The sequence below is a fragment of the Streptomyces sp. NPDC029164 genome (assembly GCF_055563995.1).
The window spans coordinates 44475-62234 of record NZ_JBVHWW010000026.1 but is presented as its reverse complement, the minus strand read 5'-3'; the positions used below and the strand labels follow the sequence as shown (position 1 = coordinate 62234).

General features: G+C 67.0%; 5 protein-coding genes and 3 pseudogenes. 4 read left to right on the top strand and 4 right to left on the bottom strand.

The window, feature by feature from the left end; all coding sequences use genetic code 11:
- Positions 1-77: 77 nt before the first annotated feature.
- Together ACZ4VT_RS24435 and ACZ4VT_RS24430 are read right to left on the bottom strand one after the other, a co-directional pair.
- Entirely contained in the window at positions 78-1724 is a 1647-nt protein-coding gene (locus ACZ4VT_RS24435; protein ID WP_467952668.1) for a PKD domain-containing protein, read from the bottom strand.
- Between the two features lie 89 nt (positions 1725-1813).
- Entirely contained in the window at positions 1814-6106 is a 4293-nt protein-coding gene (locus ACZ4VT_RS24430) for a ricin-type beta-trefoil lectin domain protein (RefSeq protein WP_467952666.1), read from the bottom strand.
- Between the two features lie 439 nt (positions 6107-6545).
- Here ACZ4VT_RS24430 and ACZ4VT_RS24425 point away from each other — a divergent pair, with 439 nt between their 5' ends.
- The 4 genes and pseudogenes from ACZ4VT_RS24425 to ACZ4VT_RS24410 all read left to right on the top strand — a co-directional run bounded on the left by ACZ4VT_RS24425 (position 6546) and on the right by ACZ4VT_RS24410 (position 16257).
- Positions 6546-13799, top strand: coding sequence for a polymorphic toxin-type HINT domain-containing protein (locus ACZ4VT_RS24425; RefSeq protein ID WP_467952664.1), 7254 nt, complete (start codon positions 6546-6548; stop codon positions 13797-13799).
- 403 nt (positions 13800-14202) lie between these two features.
- Positions 14203-14534 (top strand): annotated as a pseudogene (locus tag ACZ4VT_RS24420) (transposase); the annotation flags it as partial.
- 37 nt (positions 14535-14571) lie between these two features.
- Positions 14572-15390: pseudogene (locus ACZ4VT_RS24415) on the top strand (IS5 family transposase).
- A gap of 50 nt (positions 15391-15440) precedes the next feature.
- Positions 15441-16257: pseudogene (locus ACZ4VT_RS24410) on the top strand (IS5 family transposase).
- Positions 16258-16491: 234 nt separating this feature from the next.
- On the opposite strand, the gene ACZ4VT_RS24405 reads toward ACZ4VT_RS24410, so the two are convergent.
- Positions 16492-16644 (bottom strand): hypothetical protein, encoded by a 153-nt coding sequence (locus ACZ4VT_RS24405; RefSeq protein WP_467952662.1) that lies wholly within the window; start codon positions 16642-16644, stop codon positions 16492-16494.
- Between the two features lie 133 nt (positions 16645-16777).
- Positions 16778-17586 (bottom strand): IS5 family transposase gene (locus ACZ4VT_RS24400; protein WP_467952660.1). Its coding sequence is split into 2 segments (ribosomal slippage): positions 16778-17266 and positions 17269-17586, totalling 807 coding nucleotides; the frame shifts between segments, so codons are not numbered across the junction.
- Positions 17587-17760 lie beyond the last annotated feature (174 nt).

Below are 17760 nucleotides of genomic sequence, written 5' to 3'. Positions count from 1 at the left end.
GCGGCCGTTCGCGGTTACCGCATCCGGAAGCCGACGGGGTGGTGCCGTGTGCCGGCAGCCACCCCACAGCAAGTCCATCAGTCGGTGCCGTAGTGGCCGAAGAAGTCGACGATCAGATCGACGTCCTCCCAGCCCTGGTTCCAGAAGGCCACCATGCCGCCCTGCGCGGGGGGAGCCTGGACGAGGTTCGCGACCGTTTTGCCCGTGGTCCAGTTCAGGTTGGACGCGACCGGCCGCGCCGGCGGGGTGGCGGTGCCGTTCTCGTACTGCTCGCGGCTGTTGGGGTCGGGTGCCACGGACAGGAAGCCGCTGCCGGTGGTGTTGGTCACGGTGGTGTTCAGGACGTACGCCTCGACACCAGGGCGACCCAACAGGGGGACGTAAGCGCGAGCCGCGAGAGGCTTGCCGTCCTTGCGGGTGTCGAAGTGGCGTGTCGGGATTGCGTGAGCAGGTACGTAGGCCGCGTTGCTGTCGGGGGTGTAGTAGCCGTTGACGTCGATGACGACGTCGGCGGGCTGCCAGGAGCCGTTGCGGACGATGATCCGGCCGTCGGGGCCTACGGGGACGATGACCGAGTTGGCGACGGTCTGGCCGGTGGTGAAGTTCAGGTTGGACGCGGTCGGCGTGGCCTGCCCGCTGGGGTGGACGGTCAGGTGCCCTGCCTCGCGCGGGTTGGTGACCGTCAGGTTGAGGGAGACGGCGGTGGCACCCTTGGGTACCCCGCCCACCCCGGCGATCTGTACGCCGAATGAGCTCTGACCCGCCACCTGGCCCTTGGGCGCGCCCTTGCCCTCGCGGGTGTCGACGAACCGCGTCGGGGACAGCGCCTTGTAGCCGCTCGACGCGGCGGGGGTGAAGTAGCCGGTCACGTCGGCGATGAGGTCGACGGAACCCCAACCGACGTTGTCGAGGTTGACGCGTCCGTCGCTGCCGACCGGCATGATGACCAGGTTGGGGACGGTCTGCCCCGGCCCGTAGTTGACGCTGGACGTTTCGGGCCTGGGCCGGCCCGAGCCGTCCCAGGCGATGATGTGGCCGCTGTCCGTGGTGTTGGTGACGGTCACGTTGAGGACCACGGCCGTGACATTGTCGGGAATGGTTCCCTGACCGGTGACCTTGACGCTGGTGGACCAGTTCGCGGGGACCTTGCCCTTCGCCACGCCGGTGCCGTTGCGGGTGTCCAGGAGCCGAAGGGGTGCATGCGGGGTGAAGTCGGAGCCGTTCGTCCTCACGGCGACCTTGTTTGTGGCTTGCGTGTTGCTCGCGGGGGCGGTTGCGGTGACGGTGATCGTGTAGTCGCCGACCTCGGCGTAGGAGTGCTGGCTCTCCAACGGCCTCTCGGTAGAGGTCGTGACCGTGTCGGTGGTCCCGTCGCCCCAGGAGATGGTCACGCTGAGGGGACCTTCCACACCCGTGAAGGTGGAATGCAGGAACATTCCGTGCGCACTAGTGCCCCAACTGTGCAATCTGATCGACAGAGGCAAGGCGTCCGCAGCGGACGCCACCCCGCCCTTGGCGGTGGGCACGGGGTTGCGGACGGTGCGGTCTTCGGCGCTGCTGAAGACTTCGGCCCCGGAGGCTTCGGCCGCGGTGGGATCTGTGTCAGGAGCGGCTGCCTTGTGGGGATCGGGTGCTGTCGGCTGGGCGTGGGCCACGCCGCCGGGTATGAGTCCGATGCCGGTCGCGAGGGCAGCTGCGGTGATGACGAGTCGGTGCTTGCGCACGGGGCTCCCTGTCTCTGGTCTTGTGGTGGGAGGGCACGGGGCCCGCCACCCCGTGTGGGGTGGCGGGCCCTGCTCCGTTGGTGGAATGGCTACGGGTTGGGAATGTTCGGCACCGGGACCGGCAGGGGCAGCGGAGCCGTACCCAGGCTGGGAATGGTCCAGGTCTGGGCGGGGGAGCCGTTGCAGTCGAAGAGCCAGAGCTGCCGGCCGGGCGTCGTGTCGTAGTTGCCCAGGTCGATGCAGCGTCCGGATACGGGGTTGTAGATCGCGCCGTTGGCGCGGGGGAGGAACTGCTGGCTCTTGGCGCTCGCGTCACACGTACGCAGTTCGATGAGCGTCGTGTTCACGGTGCCGGCTGCCGCGGCGTTGAGGCACTTGCCGTGGGTCTGGATCGTGCCGTCGTTGCGGATCTGGAACTGCTGGGCGTTCGTGCCGTTGCAGCCGGCGATCTGGATCTTGTTGCCGTCGGTGTCGCGGTCGTAGTCGTTGTCGACGCAGTTGGCCGCCGCGCCGGCCAGGTGGATGGGGCTGGATGCGTCGGGGGCGGTGACCGGTGCGGCGTACGGGTAGACGGCCAGGTTGCTGATGCCGCCGACGAACCCGCTATCGGTCAGGTGCGCGGGCTGGCCGTCCTTCTTGTAGCGGCCCATGACCAGCGGACCGGTCGGGGCCTGGCTGGTGGTGGCGGTGTGGTGGCCGGTGCTGGCGAGAGTGCCGTTGACGTACAGGCGCATCTCGCCAGTCGCAGCGTTGTAGACGGCGGAGATGCGGGTCCACTGGCCGGGGGTGAAGCGGGCCGCGCTGTTGATGGCGAGGTCGGTCCAGTCGTACATCAGGCCGTCGACATCACCGCGGGCGATGGCGAAGCGCCATGCCTGGCCGTTGGGGTCGGCGTAGAGGAGGAAGGCGCTGCTGCGGGTGCCGTCCTGGCTGGCGATGATGCCGCCGTTGGCCGTTGCGGCCTTGGCCCAGGTGGTGATGGTGAAGCTGCTGCGGGTGTCGACGGCCTTGGTCGTGCTGACGATGCTGGAAGCCTTGCCGTTGAACGCCGCGTGAGTGGTCTCACGACCGTCGACTGATTCCTTGGCGAAGGTGATGCCCGCCGGGGTGGCGGGATTGCTACCGGCAGGCGCCGTGGCGGCGTCGAATCCAACTTCGTCGCGGGCCTTGGTGCCGACCAGGCCGGTGAGACCCCACTGGGCGGATGCCCGGTTCAAATCGGTCAGGACGACGGGTGAGGCATTGACCCCGCTGACCGTGGGGTGCTGGATGCTTCCGCCGTTCGGGGCGGTTCCTGCGCCCTGGAAGGAGACGAGCTGCTGGTTGGTGTCGACGGCCCAGACGTCCGGCAACTTATCCCCATCGATGTCTCCGTTGGAGCCGATACGGGGGTAGGTCTTTGGATCGATGGTGCCCGCGATCAGGCCGGTCGCTGGGTCGGTGAACCCGGTGAGATCAGTGGCGCTCTTGACGGTGAAGGCGTGCAGGGTTCCGCCATCGGTCTTGGAGCGGGCCCACAGGGTCGGGAATGCCGTGCCCTGGGCGCGACCCGGCGCGATCAGGTCGTACCCGTCCCACTTGGTGTCGTTCCCGGACAGCAGGATCGCCTGCGGTGCCAGCTTGCTGCCGGTGCCGGCGGTGGCGAGCCACAGGCGTCCGTTCTCGACGAACAGCAGGGACGTCTGGGGGAGAGAGCCGCCGGCTTCGCCGGCGACTCCGCCGAACGCCGCGATCTGCGTCACCTTGGCCCAGTCGGTTCCGTAGCCGTTGGTGGCGCAGGGAATGACCGTCGTCCTGTCGGACTTCAGGCAAGTTGTGGGCTTGGTGATGTTGGTGGCCGCCTGGCCGTCGAACCAGCCGCCGTTGCCGTCATTGTCGTAGACGTACAGGTAGGGGCTGTTGGCCTGGTGGGCGAAGAGGTCGTCGACGGTCTTGTACCCCAGGCTGCCACGGTGACTTATCTGGATTCCGTTCCAGTTCCCGCTGTTGCCCGGGGCGGTGACCATCTTGGCGCGGGGCGCGCCGTAGGGGTCTTCGCCGCCACCGATCTTGCGGAGGTCGCCAGCCGTGTCAGGCAGCAGGATGTCCGGCTTGTTGTCTCCACTGATGTCACCGAAGACGGAGGTACCGGTGTCGGGGTTGGAGGGCGCGTAGTAGCTGTAGACGAACGGCTGGGACATGTTGCCCGCGTTGTCCTGGGTCTGCAGGTAGACGAAGTTCGTGCCCCAGTGCGGGGGCGTGGTGGTGATGGTGGCCTTGCCGCTTGTCAGCTTGACGATGCCGGCCGCGGTGTCGGTGCACTTCCAGCCGGTGGCGGCCGCCTTGATCGGGTCGGTGGTCCAGCGGGCGCAGGCCAGGCCCGAGGTCCGGCCGCCGCCTGTCGGGGCGGTGTCGGTGCCGGTAAGCGTGAAGGTGCCCGGTTCTCCGGCACGCTTGGGGTGGGCGCCGATGGTGCCGGAGGCGGGGAAGTCGGTGGAGGTGACGGTCGCGGTCGGCGGGGTGCGGTCGACGCGGAAGAAGCACATCTCGGTGTTGGCGCTGGTGAGCGTGCCGTCCGTGGTGCGGGCCTGCCAGCCGTACTGGTGGCCGTCGGTCAGCGGCCCGACGTCGACCGTGACGGCGCCGTAGCTGCTCTGCCATCCGGTCTCTGCGTACTTCGTCTCACCCCCCTTGTCGTCGTCCCAGTACTGGAACGCCGTCCAGAGCTGCTGGCCGGTGGCCGAGTAGGTGGAGGTGGTGAGGGTGATGTTGTTGTTGGCACCGACCCAGCCCGGGCTGTCCCAGGGGTTGGCGGTGCCGGGGGTGCGGCAGTCGGCGTAGGAAGCCGTGTCCGCGAAGCCGGGGGTGGGGCTGGTCCGGGGCCACCACACGGTGGGCTGGATGTCGTACTCGACCACGATGTGCGGGGTGTTGGTGAACCGCTGACGGTAGTACTTGTTGTACTCGTCGTCGGGCGCGAGGCCGAGCGTGATGGTTGGCCACTTGTTCGCGACCGCGGTCTTCACCAGGTCCTTGACGCCGAACTGGATGTCGCCCGAGCCGGACATGTTGACGGTGCCGATCTTGCCGCAGCCGCCCATGCGTGAGTTCTTGTCGCAGGGCTGGCGGTTCCAGCTGGTCGGGTTGCTGATGTAGCCGGTGGAGTACAGGCCCATCGGGGTGACCGTGCTGGGGCTGGAGGAGGACACGACGTCCGCGTAGAACGTCGCGTTGATGACCTCGGCGCCGTGGAGGCGGGAGTCCACGCCGATCTGGAAGTAGGCGCGGGAGCGGCCCTCCCTGTCGCACGGCGGGTTGCCCACGATGTAGCCGCAGTAGCCGGCGGCCGGCTTGTCCTGCCCGTACTGGGTGCCGTTGTACTCGTTCGTGTCCGGGTAGGCCTCCTGGACCTGGGCCCAGGCCTGGTTGGCGTTGTCGAGCGTGGGGTTCCAGCCCGGGTCGATGTACCACGGGCCGGTGCCCTGGCCGAGGAGGCCGGCGTCGGGGACGAGCTGGATGCCCTTGGCGTCCACCGTCGTGGCGATGCTCTGGACCGTGGCCCCGGTGCCGGGACCGTCGGTGCTCGACGGCGTCGCGGAGGTCTCGCTCGAGGCGGATCGGGCGGCCTGGGTCTGCGCCGACTTCGCGAGCGGAGCAGGCGCCGGGGCGGCCGCGCCGGCGGAGTCCCACATGAGCGGGGTCGGGGCCGAGAATCGCGTCTTGCCCTGGCCGTCGGCGGCCTTCAGGTTGCCCGCGCCGTCCGCGCTCACGGTGAGGCCCTCGGCCTCGACCGCAAGCTGGAGCTTCTTGACGGCGGGGTTGGCAGCCGCCTCCGGAGTGCGCACGACCAGAACCTGGCGCCAGCCGCCCAGGGCGGTGGCGCTGAGCTCGAGGTCGACGCCCGGCAGGACGGAGGCGTACAGGGCGCTGTCGCCGTTGAGCGACGGCTTCGGCAGCGAGAACGGCGCCTTGAGGGACAGCTTCTTGCCGTCCACCGTGGTCATGGTGGCCATGGGGCCGGAGCCGCCGCCGGAGAGGCTGAGCCCGGAGGGGACGGCCACCGGCGACACGGTGCCGTCCGCGTTGGCCCGGAGGGTGGCGTCAACCGCCTGCCACTGGCCCGAGGCTGTCTTGACGCGCTGCGGCACCGGCGAGGTGTCGGTGCTGAGCGAGCCGCCCGGCGTGGCGAAGGTCTGTGAGTTGGCCGTCGTTAGGTACTCGATGAGCACGGGCTTGCCGCTGCTCTTCGCCTGCGCTTTCGCGGCGTCGACAGCTGCTGCCTGGGCGGCGTTGGGGTTCGAGCCGGGAACGGGCCACGCACTGTCGGCGGGGCCGTGTCCGCGGACGTCTTCGGCATACGCAGGCGGACCTGCGAGCAGCGTGCCACCGAGGGCGAGCAACACGGCCCCGGCTACGGGGAGCGTGAGCGAGCCGGTGGCTCGCCGTCTGTGTCGGACCCCGGGGCCGGAATGGGATGAATGGATGGCTGGCCTCATGGGCGAGGGCCTCGCTGTCGGCAGAAATGAACAGAAGTCAGGCGCACATTTGCCTGCCGTTTGCGATCTTGTCAAAGTGTTGAAGATCAGGATGTCCGCATATCGGTGCGACGTGACACCTTGTCCCGTGCGTGACATCTCCCACCTCGGAAAATCCTTAAAGATCCCTTACCTTTCACACAAAGCCTTCATAGAGTGCGGCTGATTCGGACACAACCGTTCCGTTTCGTCCATTTTTGCTCTGTGGGGGATTCTCTTGTTTCATCGGGTTGGCTTTGCCGTGCGTTCCCAGCGCGGCCGGGCGAGAGTCGCGGTAGTCGCCGCACTCGCTGTTGTCATATCGGGCTTGGGGCTTCCCGCGGTCCAGGCGGCCGACAAGCCGCCAAAGGTGTGGGTGCCCCCGAAGACGGCTCTGCCCAACGCCAAGGCGGTCAAGGGTTCCAGCGCCAAAAACGCCCCCAAGGAGACCTCGACCAGCAAGCCGTGGAAGCCCGCCAAGGCATCGAAGACGCCCACCGGTTCCAACCGGGTTGAGATCAGCAACCAGCCGGCCGGCCGTCCCGCCGACCCGTCGAAGGCCGGGCAGGCAGGCAAGCTGCCCGTCTGGGTCACACCCGGCAAGACGGCAAAACCACTGTCCGAACTCGCTACCTCGCCGGCCATGCCCAGCACGGGCAGCGTCAACGTCGAGGTGAAGGACGCGAAGACGACCCGCGCCGCCGGGGTGAACGGTGCACTGATCACCCTCACCGAACCCGTCGGGGCCGCCACATCCGGCAAGGTCGAGCTCGCCGTCGACGCTTCCGCCTGGGCGACCAACGGCGGCGCCAACTGGGGCGAGCGTGCCCGCTTGGTCCAGCTGCCCACCTGTGCGCTGACCACACCCGGCGCGGCGGGCTGCACCAGCCGCAAGCCGCTCAGCACACACCGGGACGCCTCGGGCCGTCTTGTCGCCGAGATCGACATGCCGAAGCGGCCGACAGCGCACGCGTCCAGCCTGACAGCGCAGACCGACGCCAAGGCAGCTCTCGCAGCGGCTCCGCAGATGCTGGCCCCTCAGAACGTCGCCCTGGCCATGGAGCCGGGCCCGTCGAGCAACCTCGGTGACTATTCGGCGACGCCGCTCCTGCCCTCGGCGTCGTGGCAGGCTGGCGCAAACGCGGGAAACTTCACGTACGGCTACACGGCCGAGATCCCGTCGGCCATTGCCGGCGCGGCACCGAGCCTCGTGCTCGGCTATGACTCCTCCTCGATCGACGGCCGCACCGCGTCCACGAACGCGCAGGCCGGCCTGATCGGTGAGGGCTGGGACTGGCATCCCGGCTCGATCTCCCGCTCGTACAAGGGCTGCAAGGACACCGGCATCAAGGACTCGGGCGACGAGTGCTGGGCCGGCGACATCCTCTCCCTCTCGATGGCCGGACACGCCGGCCAGATCGTCCGCGACGACACCACCTGCGAGTACCGCCTCCAGGGTGACGACGGAACGAAGATCGAGCGCCTGACCGACCAGCGGAACTCGGCCTGGAAGGGCGAGGCCTTCAAGGTCACCACGACCGACGGCACCCAGTACTACTTCGGCGCCAACCGCCTGCCCGGCGGCGACGGCACCGACCCGCAGGCCGACTCCGTCTCCACCGTCCCGGTCTACTTCAACAGCGGCCAGGACAAGTGCCTGGGCGCGGCCACCCCCGCCAACGGCACCTGGCAGCAGCTGGGCTGGCAGTGGAACCTCGACTACGTCGTCGACCCCCACCAGAACCTGACCTCCTACCGCTACGCCCAGGAGCACAACTACTACGCGCGCGGCGGCGGCCAGAACAACGGCACCGGCACCCCCACCATCTACCAGCGCGCCTCCTACCCGACCTGGATCGGCTACGGCCAGCGCCTGCCCGACCAGATCACCGCCAAGGGCACAGCCAACACCGCGGCCCAGATCAAGCTGGGCATCGAAGACCGCTGCTTCGAAGCCGGCGACGCGTGCGACCCCACCAAGCGCAAGACCAACCCCACAGCATGGGGTGATACCCCGGTCGACCAGGAATGCGCGGCATCGGGCCAGTGCCTGAGCCTGTCGCCGACCTACTTCTCCACCAAGCGCCTGGCGAAGATCGAAACCGAGGTCCTCGGCACCGGCGGCTACCGAAACATCGACACCTACAACCTCAAGCAGCGGCTTCAGCCCTCGGGTGATGGAAGTGCGCCGACGCTGTGGCTGGAGTCCATCCAGCGCAGCGCGACCAACGCCCGACCCAAGCTCGACGTACCGCCCGTGACCTTCGGGCAGCCCAAGCAGATCCCCAACCGCGTTGACGGTCCGGTCAAGCGCCCCGACGGCAGCGAAGCCACCACCTCGCCGTTCCACCGGCCGCGCATCCAGGAGATCACCACCGAGACCGGTGGCCGGATCAACGTCGTCTACAAGGCCCCGGAGTGCTCCCGCGTCAAGGGCACCATGCCCGCCGCCGCGGACACCAACGCCATGGCCTGCATGCCGGTCAAGTGGTACCTGCCCGACCAGTCCTTCCCCGACCCCGTCGACGACTGGTTCCACAAGGTCGTCGTCCAGTCCGTCACCCAGCAGGACATGGTCGCCGGCCAGACCACCGTCGTCACCGACTACGAATACGGCGGCGGCATCGCCTGGCACCGCAACGACTCCGAGTTCACCGACGCCAAGACCCGCACCTGGGACCAGTTCCGCGGCTACGCCACGGTCACCACCCGCACCGGCAACGGCAACAGCGCCGAGGCCCCGCGCACCAAGTCCGTCGCCACTTTCCTGCGCGGCATGGACGGCGACATCCTCGCCAACGGCACCAAGCGCACCGTGAACGTCACCGACGCCCACGGCGGCACCATCAAGGACGAGGACCACCTCTCCGGATTCGTCCGCCAGAGCGAGACCTACGACCGTGACGGCGGCACCGTCATCGCCGACGAGGTCTCCACCCCCACGACCCGCGAGAAGCCCACCGCCACCCGCGCCCAGTCCGGCGGCATGCCTCCCATCACCGCCCGCGTGATGAACACCGGCAAGGTCACCAGCCGCGCCAAGCTCGCCGACGGCATCACCTGGCGCGTAAGCGAACGCACCTCCACCTACGACGACACCGCTTTCTCCAGGCCGCTCCAGGTCGACGACAAGAGCGACCTGTCCCGGCCCGACCAGCGGCTGTGCACCACCTTCACGTACGCTGCCGGCCCTGCGGGCGCGCTCACCGAGCTCGCCTCCCGCACGTTTGTCCTCAAGGGCGCCGGCGGTTGCGGTCAGACGCCCACCGCCGCGAACACGGTCGGTGACACCCGTGCCTACTTCGACGGCAAGCCCCTCGGCCAGGCGGGCACGACTGCCAACCAGACCGGCACCGAGATCCTGGAGAAGTACGACGCCGCCGGCCAGCCGGTCTACCGGTTGAACATCACATCTGCCTACGACGTCTATGGCCGTCTGGCGACCAGCACCAACAAGCTCCGCAAGGACGCCGCCCACCCGGACGGCGCCGTCACCAAGACCGAGTACAAGTCCCTGCCCAACGCATTGCCGTACGAGGTCACCCACACCAACCCGCTCGGTTGGAAGACCACCACGACCCTCGACACCGGCCGCGCGCTGCCGATGAAGACCACCGACGAGAACGGGCACGTCGCCGAACGCGGCTACGACTCCCTCGGCAGGGTCACCACCATCTGGCAGCCAGGGCAGGACCGGACCGTCGACCCCCCGGTCCGCAAGTTCTCGTACAGCATGAACGGCGCCAATGCGCCGACGACGGTTCTGAGCCAAACGCTCATGAACGACAACTCGTACATCAACAGCTACACCATCTACGACGGCCTCGGCCGCGTCCGCCAGACCCAGGCCCACACGCCTTCCGGCGTCTACGGCCGGATGATCACCGACGCCCTGTTCGACTCCCACGGCCGCCAGGTCAAGACCAGCGCCCCCTACTACAACGACCAGGCCGCCCCCGGTGGCGCCCTGTTCCTCCCCAACGGCGGAGTGAACCCCGACAGCAAGATCCCGGCCCAGACCGTCTCGGTCTTCGACGGCCTCGGCCGCCCCACCGCGTCCGTCTTCCAGTCCTACGGCATCGAGCAGTGGCGCTCGAAGACCGAGTACCCCGGAGCCGACGAGGTCCGCTCGATCCCGCCGACAGGCGGCTACGCGACAGCCACCATCACCAACGGCACCACGTCCCTCCTGCGCCAGTACAAGGGCAACACCCCCACCGGCGCCTACGACGAGACCCTCTACGAGTCCAACACCCAGGGCCAGGAGCTGCGGCGCAAGGACTCCGCCGGCAACGAGTGGACCTTCGAGTACGACCTGCTCGGCCGTACGGTGAAGACCACTGACCCGGATTCGGGCACTGCCACCACGGCCTACGACGACCCCAACAACCTCGTCACCGTCACCGACGCCCGCGGCAAGAGCGCAACCACGGTCAGCGACATCCTGGGCCGCACCGTCGCGACTTACGAGGGCAAGGCCGTCGACGCGGCCAAGCAGGTCGGCGCCTTCACCTACGACACCCTGCCCAAGGCCCTGGGCAAGCCCGCCGCCACCACCCGCTACGTGGGCGGCAAATCCGGCACCCCGTACAAGACCGAGGTCACCGGCTACGACAACGGCTACCGGCCCCTCGGCACCAAGGTCACCATCCCAGCCACCGAGAACCAGCTCGCCGGTACGTACGAAACGAAGAACACCTACGACAAGTACGGGCAGCTTCAGACGACCGACCTGCCGGCCATCACGGCCGCCGGTCTGGCCGCTGAAACCCTGACGTTCAACTACAACGTCGCGGGTAGCTTCACCTTCCTCGACGGCACGATCAACTCGGTGGTCACGCCGTACGTCGTGGACATGCGCTATGACCCCTACGGCCGTGCCATCCGCACCACCGTCGGCGGCACCGGCAAGCAGGTCGTCTCCACGATCGACTACGACCAGGCAACCGGCCAGCCTGTTCGCTCCACTCTGGACAAGCAGACCGCGACCCGGGCCAGCGTCGATGTCGTCGACTACACCTACAACCGGGTCGGGCAACTGACCTCGATCAGCAACACTCAGGACGGCGCCAGCCGCGACCTGCAGTGCTTCACCCACGACTACCTGGGCCGCCTGACCCAGGCCTGGACCGACACCGGCACCACCACGACGGCACCCCAGCCCAGCGTCCGCGGCATCGGCGGCTGTACCAACAGCACAGCACCCGCAGTCGACGGCACGGGCAAGCCGAGCGTTGGCGGGCCGGCCCCGTACTGGCAGCAGTACGAGTACGACAAGATCGGCAACCGCACCAAGCTGGTCAAGAAGGACGTCACCGGCAACACGGCCAAGGACACGACGGTCACCCAGATCTTCGGCACCGGCCCTAACATCCCGTCTTCGGACCCGAAGACCGGCGGCGGCACGGGCGGCCCGCACGCCCTCATGAAGTCGACCGAGACCAGCACAACCGGTACGAAGGTCACCTCGTACACCTACGACGCCGGCGGCAACACCGCCTCCGTCACCAGTACGCCGGGCACCAAGTCCCTCACGTGGAACGACCAGGGCAAGCTCGACAAGATCACCGGTACCGGGGAGAGCGCCGGCACCAGCTACCTATACGACACCGGCGGCAACCAGCTCATCCGCCGCGACCCAGGCAAGACCACCCTCAACCTCGGCACCGACCAGATCACCCTGGACACCGCCACCGGCAAGGTCTCCAACGTCCGCACCTACGCGGCACCGGGCGGCCTGGCCATCACCCGTACCACCACCGCGGGAACGTCCAACCTCACCTACCAGTCCTCCGACCACCACGGCACCAACGGCGTCCAGTTCAATGCCAGCGACCTGAACCACATCCGCCGCCCCGCCGACCCCTTCGGCAACGAACGCGGCACCCAGCCCAATCCCGGCACCTGGGCCGGCGACAAGGGCTTCGTCGGCGGCACCAAGGAACAGGCCACCGGCTTCACCCTCCTCGGCGCCCGCGAATACGACCCCACCACCGGCCGCTTCATCAGCCCGGACCCGATCATCGAACCGGGCGACCCACAGCAGTGGAACGCCTACGCCTACTCCAACAACGACCCGATCAACAAGTCCGACCCCAGTGGACTGCGCTACCTCGGCGACACCGAAGCCGACAGCTCCCACTATCTGAAGAACACCGTGCAGGAAGGCGACAGGGGCTGGAACTCGTCGTCGAAATCTGCACAGACGGCACTGAACCAGGCGAACGACGGTGTCACCAAGGCCAAGAAGCGCCGCGATGAGCTGAAGCACGCCGTGGTCGACCTGGTCCTGGACCTCATCGGCTACAACGACGCCCGCGACTGCTTCACCAAGGGCGACGTCATGGCCTGCATCAACACCGCCCTCAACGCCGTCCCCTGGGGCAAGATCGCCAAGGCCATCAAGATCGGCATCAAGGCCTTCAAGATCTACAAAGAGCTGAACAAGGCCTATGACGCCGTCAACGCCGCAGAGAACAAGGCCTCTGCAGCTCTCAACGCCTTCACCAAAGCCAAAAAGGCCGACGACGAAGCAGCCGCAGCAGCATCCCAGGCCCGAAAGGCAGCTGACGAGAAAGCGGCGACTGAAAAGGCCACAGACAGCGCCGGTACGGAATCCAAGGCCAATAGAACCGACACCGACGCCGAGACGACCGGCGGAGGAGCGGAAGCGCGCTCGGGCGACTCCGCATCCGGAGCGACGGCGTGCGTCAAGCAGAACAGCTTCCCCACCGGCGCTCGCGTCCAGATGGCCGACGGAACGAGCAAGGCCATCGAGGACGTCAAGGTAGGCGACAAGGTCCTCGCCACCGACCCGCAGACCGGCGAAACCGCACCCAAGACGGTCACGGCCACCATCACCACCCCCGACGACAAGGAATTCACCGACCTCACCCTCACCGACGACGCCACCCCCCGCGGCCCGCCGGCCACCCTCACCTCAACCTCCCACCACCCGCACTGGAGCGAAACCCGCCGCCAGTGGATCGACGCCGGCGAATTCACCCCGGGGGAGCAGCTCCGCAAGCCCGACGGCGCCACTCTCACCGTTCAGACCACCCGCACTTACCCCCTCGCCGTCACCACCCACAACCTCACCGTCGGTGACTTCCACACGTACTATGTGCTGGCGGGGGCCTCTCCGGTCCTTGTCCATAACTGCGGTGGCTCCAACCCTGCCCATGCAGATTCCTGCCGTTGCGAAAACGGTGCGCCTCCGCGAATGGCAGTTGTGGAACATGAAGTGGGGCGCTTCGGTGATCTAAACGGCAGGGCGCGAAGGGGAGATGCGCTTACTCCAAACCACATTCCGCAGGCCGCCTCGGGGCGCATTCCGAATTACCGCGACTTTGCGGCTCACATGATGACGCATGCTGATCACCTGATGACCCGAACATACGGCGGTGCGGGAAGGCGAACAGCGCGGACAGATGCAGGTCTATCCTTCCGGCAAGTTCTTGCCGCGGACTTCTTGAATCTTCGGAGTATCGGGCAGGCGAACCATGGTGATCCCGGATACTTCAATGGAGCAATCACGGGCATGATGCAGTACTATCGAGCCAATTATCCGCATCTTTTGTAGGGGTTGCTGTGACAGTCAGGAGTGAGGTTCAGAACTTCGTCCGATTGGGCCCACTTCCCTCCGAGGAGAACAACTCGGAGGAGGGCGACGAAGCGTTCGATGCGATGGAGCTGGCGCTACACGCGATCCAAATGCCCGTCACCGATGAAGAAGCTCGACTGCTTGTCGAGTGCTTCGGGAGTGACGAGTGCTTCGGATTGGCGTGGACGTTGCTGCACCTGGTGGAGTCTTCCCCAACATCAGTGGTGACCTCTGAGCCGCCAGAAGGATCAAACACCTGGGTCGAAACCCTGTGGGTGCGTTATCGGAATACTTTGACTGACTAGTCCGAGGTCGCTAACAGGTTCGTTTGGGAGTGACAAGAGCGGCCCGCCGGCGAAGCCGGTGGGCCGCTCGCGTCGTTGTGAAACTCTCGGCCAGCGTTTCGTCGGAGAGGCGTAGCCAGCCGCATCTGCCATCGGTTGGACGACGTGGTGGTCGTTGGATCGATCACCGCAAGGTGATCTACGGGATCCTTTCCCGAGTCCGGACCGGCATACCGTGGCGGGACCTTCCTGAGCGTTGGCAGTTGAAGACCGTCTACGAACGACATCGCCGCTGGTCGGCGGACGGGACGTGGAACGGGATCCTGCGTGCCGTTCAGGCCGACGCCGATCTTGCTGGCTCGACTGAAGCATGGTCAGTGTCGACTCGACCTCCTGCCGAGCTCACCAGAACGCTGCCGGGGCCCTTAAGACCGTGTCCTATGTGGTGAGGCATCGTTGACCACTGCATGGGGCGGGGTACGTGGAGTTGGATTGTTCCCGACGGGTTGTGGGAGATCGCGGAGCCGTTGATCCCTCCGTCGAGGGTGCGGCCGCAGGGCGGCGGGACGCAGGACACGCCTGATGAGACGCTGTTCGCAGCGATCATCTACGTGCTGGTCAGCGGGTGCGCCTGGCGGGCTCTGCCGCCGTGCTTCGGGATATCGAAGTCGACGGCCCACCGCAGGTTCCTGATCTGGTCGAGGGCCGGAGTCTGGGGCCGACTGCACGAGGAGATCCTGCACCGGCTGGGAGACGCCAGCCTCCTCGACCTCTCCCGAGCTGTCCTCGACTCCGCTCACATCCGCGCTAAAAAAGGGGCGAACTCACAGGTCCGAGCCCCGTGGACCGGGGCAAGCCGGGCTCCAAGATGCACGTCCTGTCGGACGCAAACGGACTGCCCCTACTCGTCGGCGTCTCCGCCGCCAACACCCACGACAGCCAAGCCCTGAAAGCCCATGGTGCTCGGTCACCAAACGAGACACGACCCTCACCGCGGCCACCACTTCAAGCCCCGGCGCCTCCATGCCGACAAGGCCTACGACATTCCTGAACTGCGAAAATGGCTCCGCGGCAAACGGATCGGCGTCCGCATCGCGCGCAAGGGCGTTGAGTCCAGCGAACGACTCGGGCGGCGCCGATGGGTGATCGAGCGGACCATGTCATGGCTGACCGGCTACCGCCGGCTCAACCACCGCTACGAGCGTCATCCCCGCAACTACCTGGCCTTTCTCGGCCTCGCCGCAGCCCTCTGCTGCTACAAACGACTCGTCCGCCTCACCACATAGGACACGGTCTTAGACCGTGTCCTATGTGGTGAGGCGTCGTTGAGCTTTGCATGGGGCGGGGTACATGGAGTTGGATTGTTCCGGACGGGTTGTGGGAGATCGCGGAGCCGCTGATCCCGCCGTCGCGGGTACGGCCGCAGGGCGGCGGGACGCAGGACACGCCTGATGAGACGCTGTTCGCGGCGATCATCTATGTCCTGGTCAGCGGCTGTGCCTGGCGAGCTCTGCCGCCGTGCTTCGGGATATCGAAGTCGACGGCCCACCGCCGGTTCCTGATCTGGTCGAGGGCCGGAGTCTGGGGCCGGCCGCACGAGGCGATCCTGCATCGCCTCGATGCCGCCGGCCTCCTCGACCTCTCCCGAGCTGTCCTCGATTCTGCCCAGGTCAGGGCGAAAAAGGGGGCGAACTCACAGGTCCGAGCCCCGTGGACCGGGGCAAGCCGGGTTCCAAGATGCACGTCCTGTCGGACGCAAACGGACTGCCCCTCCTCGTCGGTGTTTCGGCTGCCAACACCCACGACAGCCAAGCGCTGAAGCCCATGGTGCTCGGTCACCAAACGAGACACGACCCCCACCGCGGCCGCCACTTCAAGCCTCAGCGCCTCCATGCCGACAAGGCCTACGACATTCCTGAACTGCGGAAATGGCTCCGCGGCAAACGGTCGGCGTCCGCATCGCCCGCAAGGGCGTCGAGTCATCAGAACGACTCGGACGGCGCCGATGGGTGATCGAGCGGACCATGTCATGGCTGACCGGCTACCGCCGACTCAACCACCGCTACGAGCGACACCCACGCAACTACCTGGCCTTTCTCGGTCTCGCCGCAGCCATCTGCTGCTACAAGCGACTCGTCCGCCTCACCACATAGGACACGGTCTAAGCCTCCGGCGACTTCGCGTCGTACCGGGCGAAGTTCCGTCATGCCCTCGCGCACGAGAGCCCACACCAAGCTCGGTACAGGCACTCGTGCTCTCGCCTCTGTCACTGACGGTGATCCTGGCCGGAACGACTCGTCCTTCGGGACACCGGTGACGGGCACCCCTTTTAATGACCGTTCGCCTCTCGCCGCTTCTTGATCCGCACGTGCTCGACCCGGCAGCGACTACTTGGCGGAGTGCAGGCCCGTCTTGCCTGTGAACGGGAAGAGCGGATAGCCCTCCGTGCACTGGCCTCCGGGTGGGTGGTACGGCCAATCCATCCCGAACCGGTACAGCAACGTCAGTGCGATGACGGCCGCGAGCGGTGCGAGCCACATGGCTGCCCGCCCACCCCGAAGGAGCCACCGCCGAGGTACTTCACTCACACTGACCAAGGAAGGATCAGTTCCGTTCCCGCTCGAGCCGCTTTGCCGCGACCGGCCGGACAGTTCCTAAGACCTCGTAACACGATCATGATGCGGGCTTGTTGAGGCGTCGCCAGCAGATGGGGCTGCAGGCAAGGGAGACGAACGCGTCGTGGAGCTCGGTGCGGCGTTCCCAGCGGACGGCGAGGCGTTTGAACTGGTGGAGCAGGGCCAAGGTCTGCTCGACGACGTAGCGGAGCTTGCCGATGTCCTTGATGTTCGGGGCTCCTTTGTGGGAGATGACGGGCAGGATCCGGCGTTTGCGCAGTTCATCGCGGTTGGGGTTGGAGTCGTAGCCCTTGTCTCCGAGCAGGGCCTCGGGCCTGCGGCGGGGCCGGCCGGGACGACCTGCCACCGGTGGGATGCCGTCGACCAAGGCGAGGGTCTGGGCGACGTCGTTGACGTTCGCCGCGGTCGTGATGACTTTGAGCGGGGTGCCACGTCCGTCGCAGATCAGATGGTGCTTGCTGGCCGTCTTGCACCGGTCGACCGGCAACGGACCGGTGTCGGCGCCCCCTTTTTCGCGCGGATGTGGGATCCGTCCACGCGGGCCCTGGACCAGTCGAGGCGGCCGGCCGCGTTCAGTTCGGCGAGCAGGATACGGTGCAGCTGGTCGAAGACCCCGGCTTTCTGCCACCGCTCCAGTCTGCGCCAGCAGGTCTGTCCCGATCCGAATCCCAGCTCTGGTGGCAGGAGTTGCCAGGCGATGTCGTTGCAGAGCACGTACAGGATGCCTTGCAGGCACAGCCGGTCAGCTACCGGCCGAGGCCCCGGTGACCTCGTCGGCCAGGGCGGCAGCAGCGGCTCGATCAGTGCCCACAAGTCGTCGTCCACGATCCACGGCCGAGTACTCACACCACCACGAACGGCCGAATCATCACACCGGTCACGGCCGACCAGAACATCTCATCAAGATCCTGTTACGAGCTCTAACGGTGATTGCAGTGCCGGTCGTCGTTCCCATTCGTGGTTCCAACATCTCGCCCCAAAGGCTGATCCGTCAAGCTCGATCATGTTCATCCCAACGTG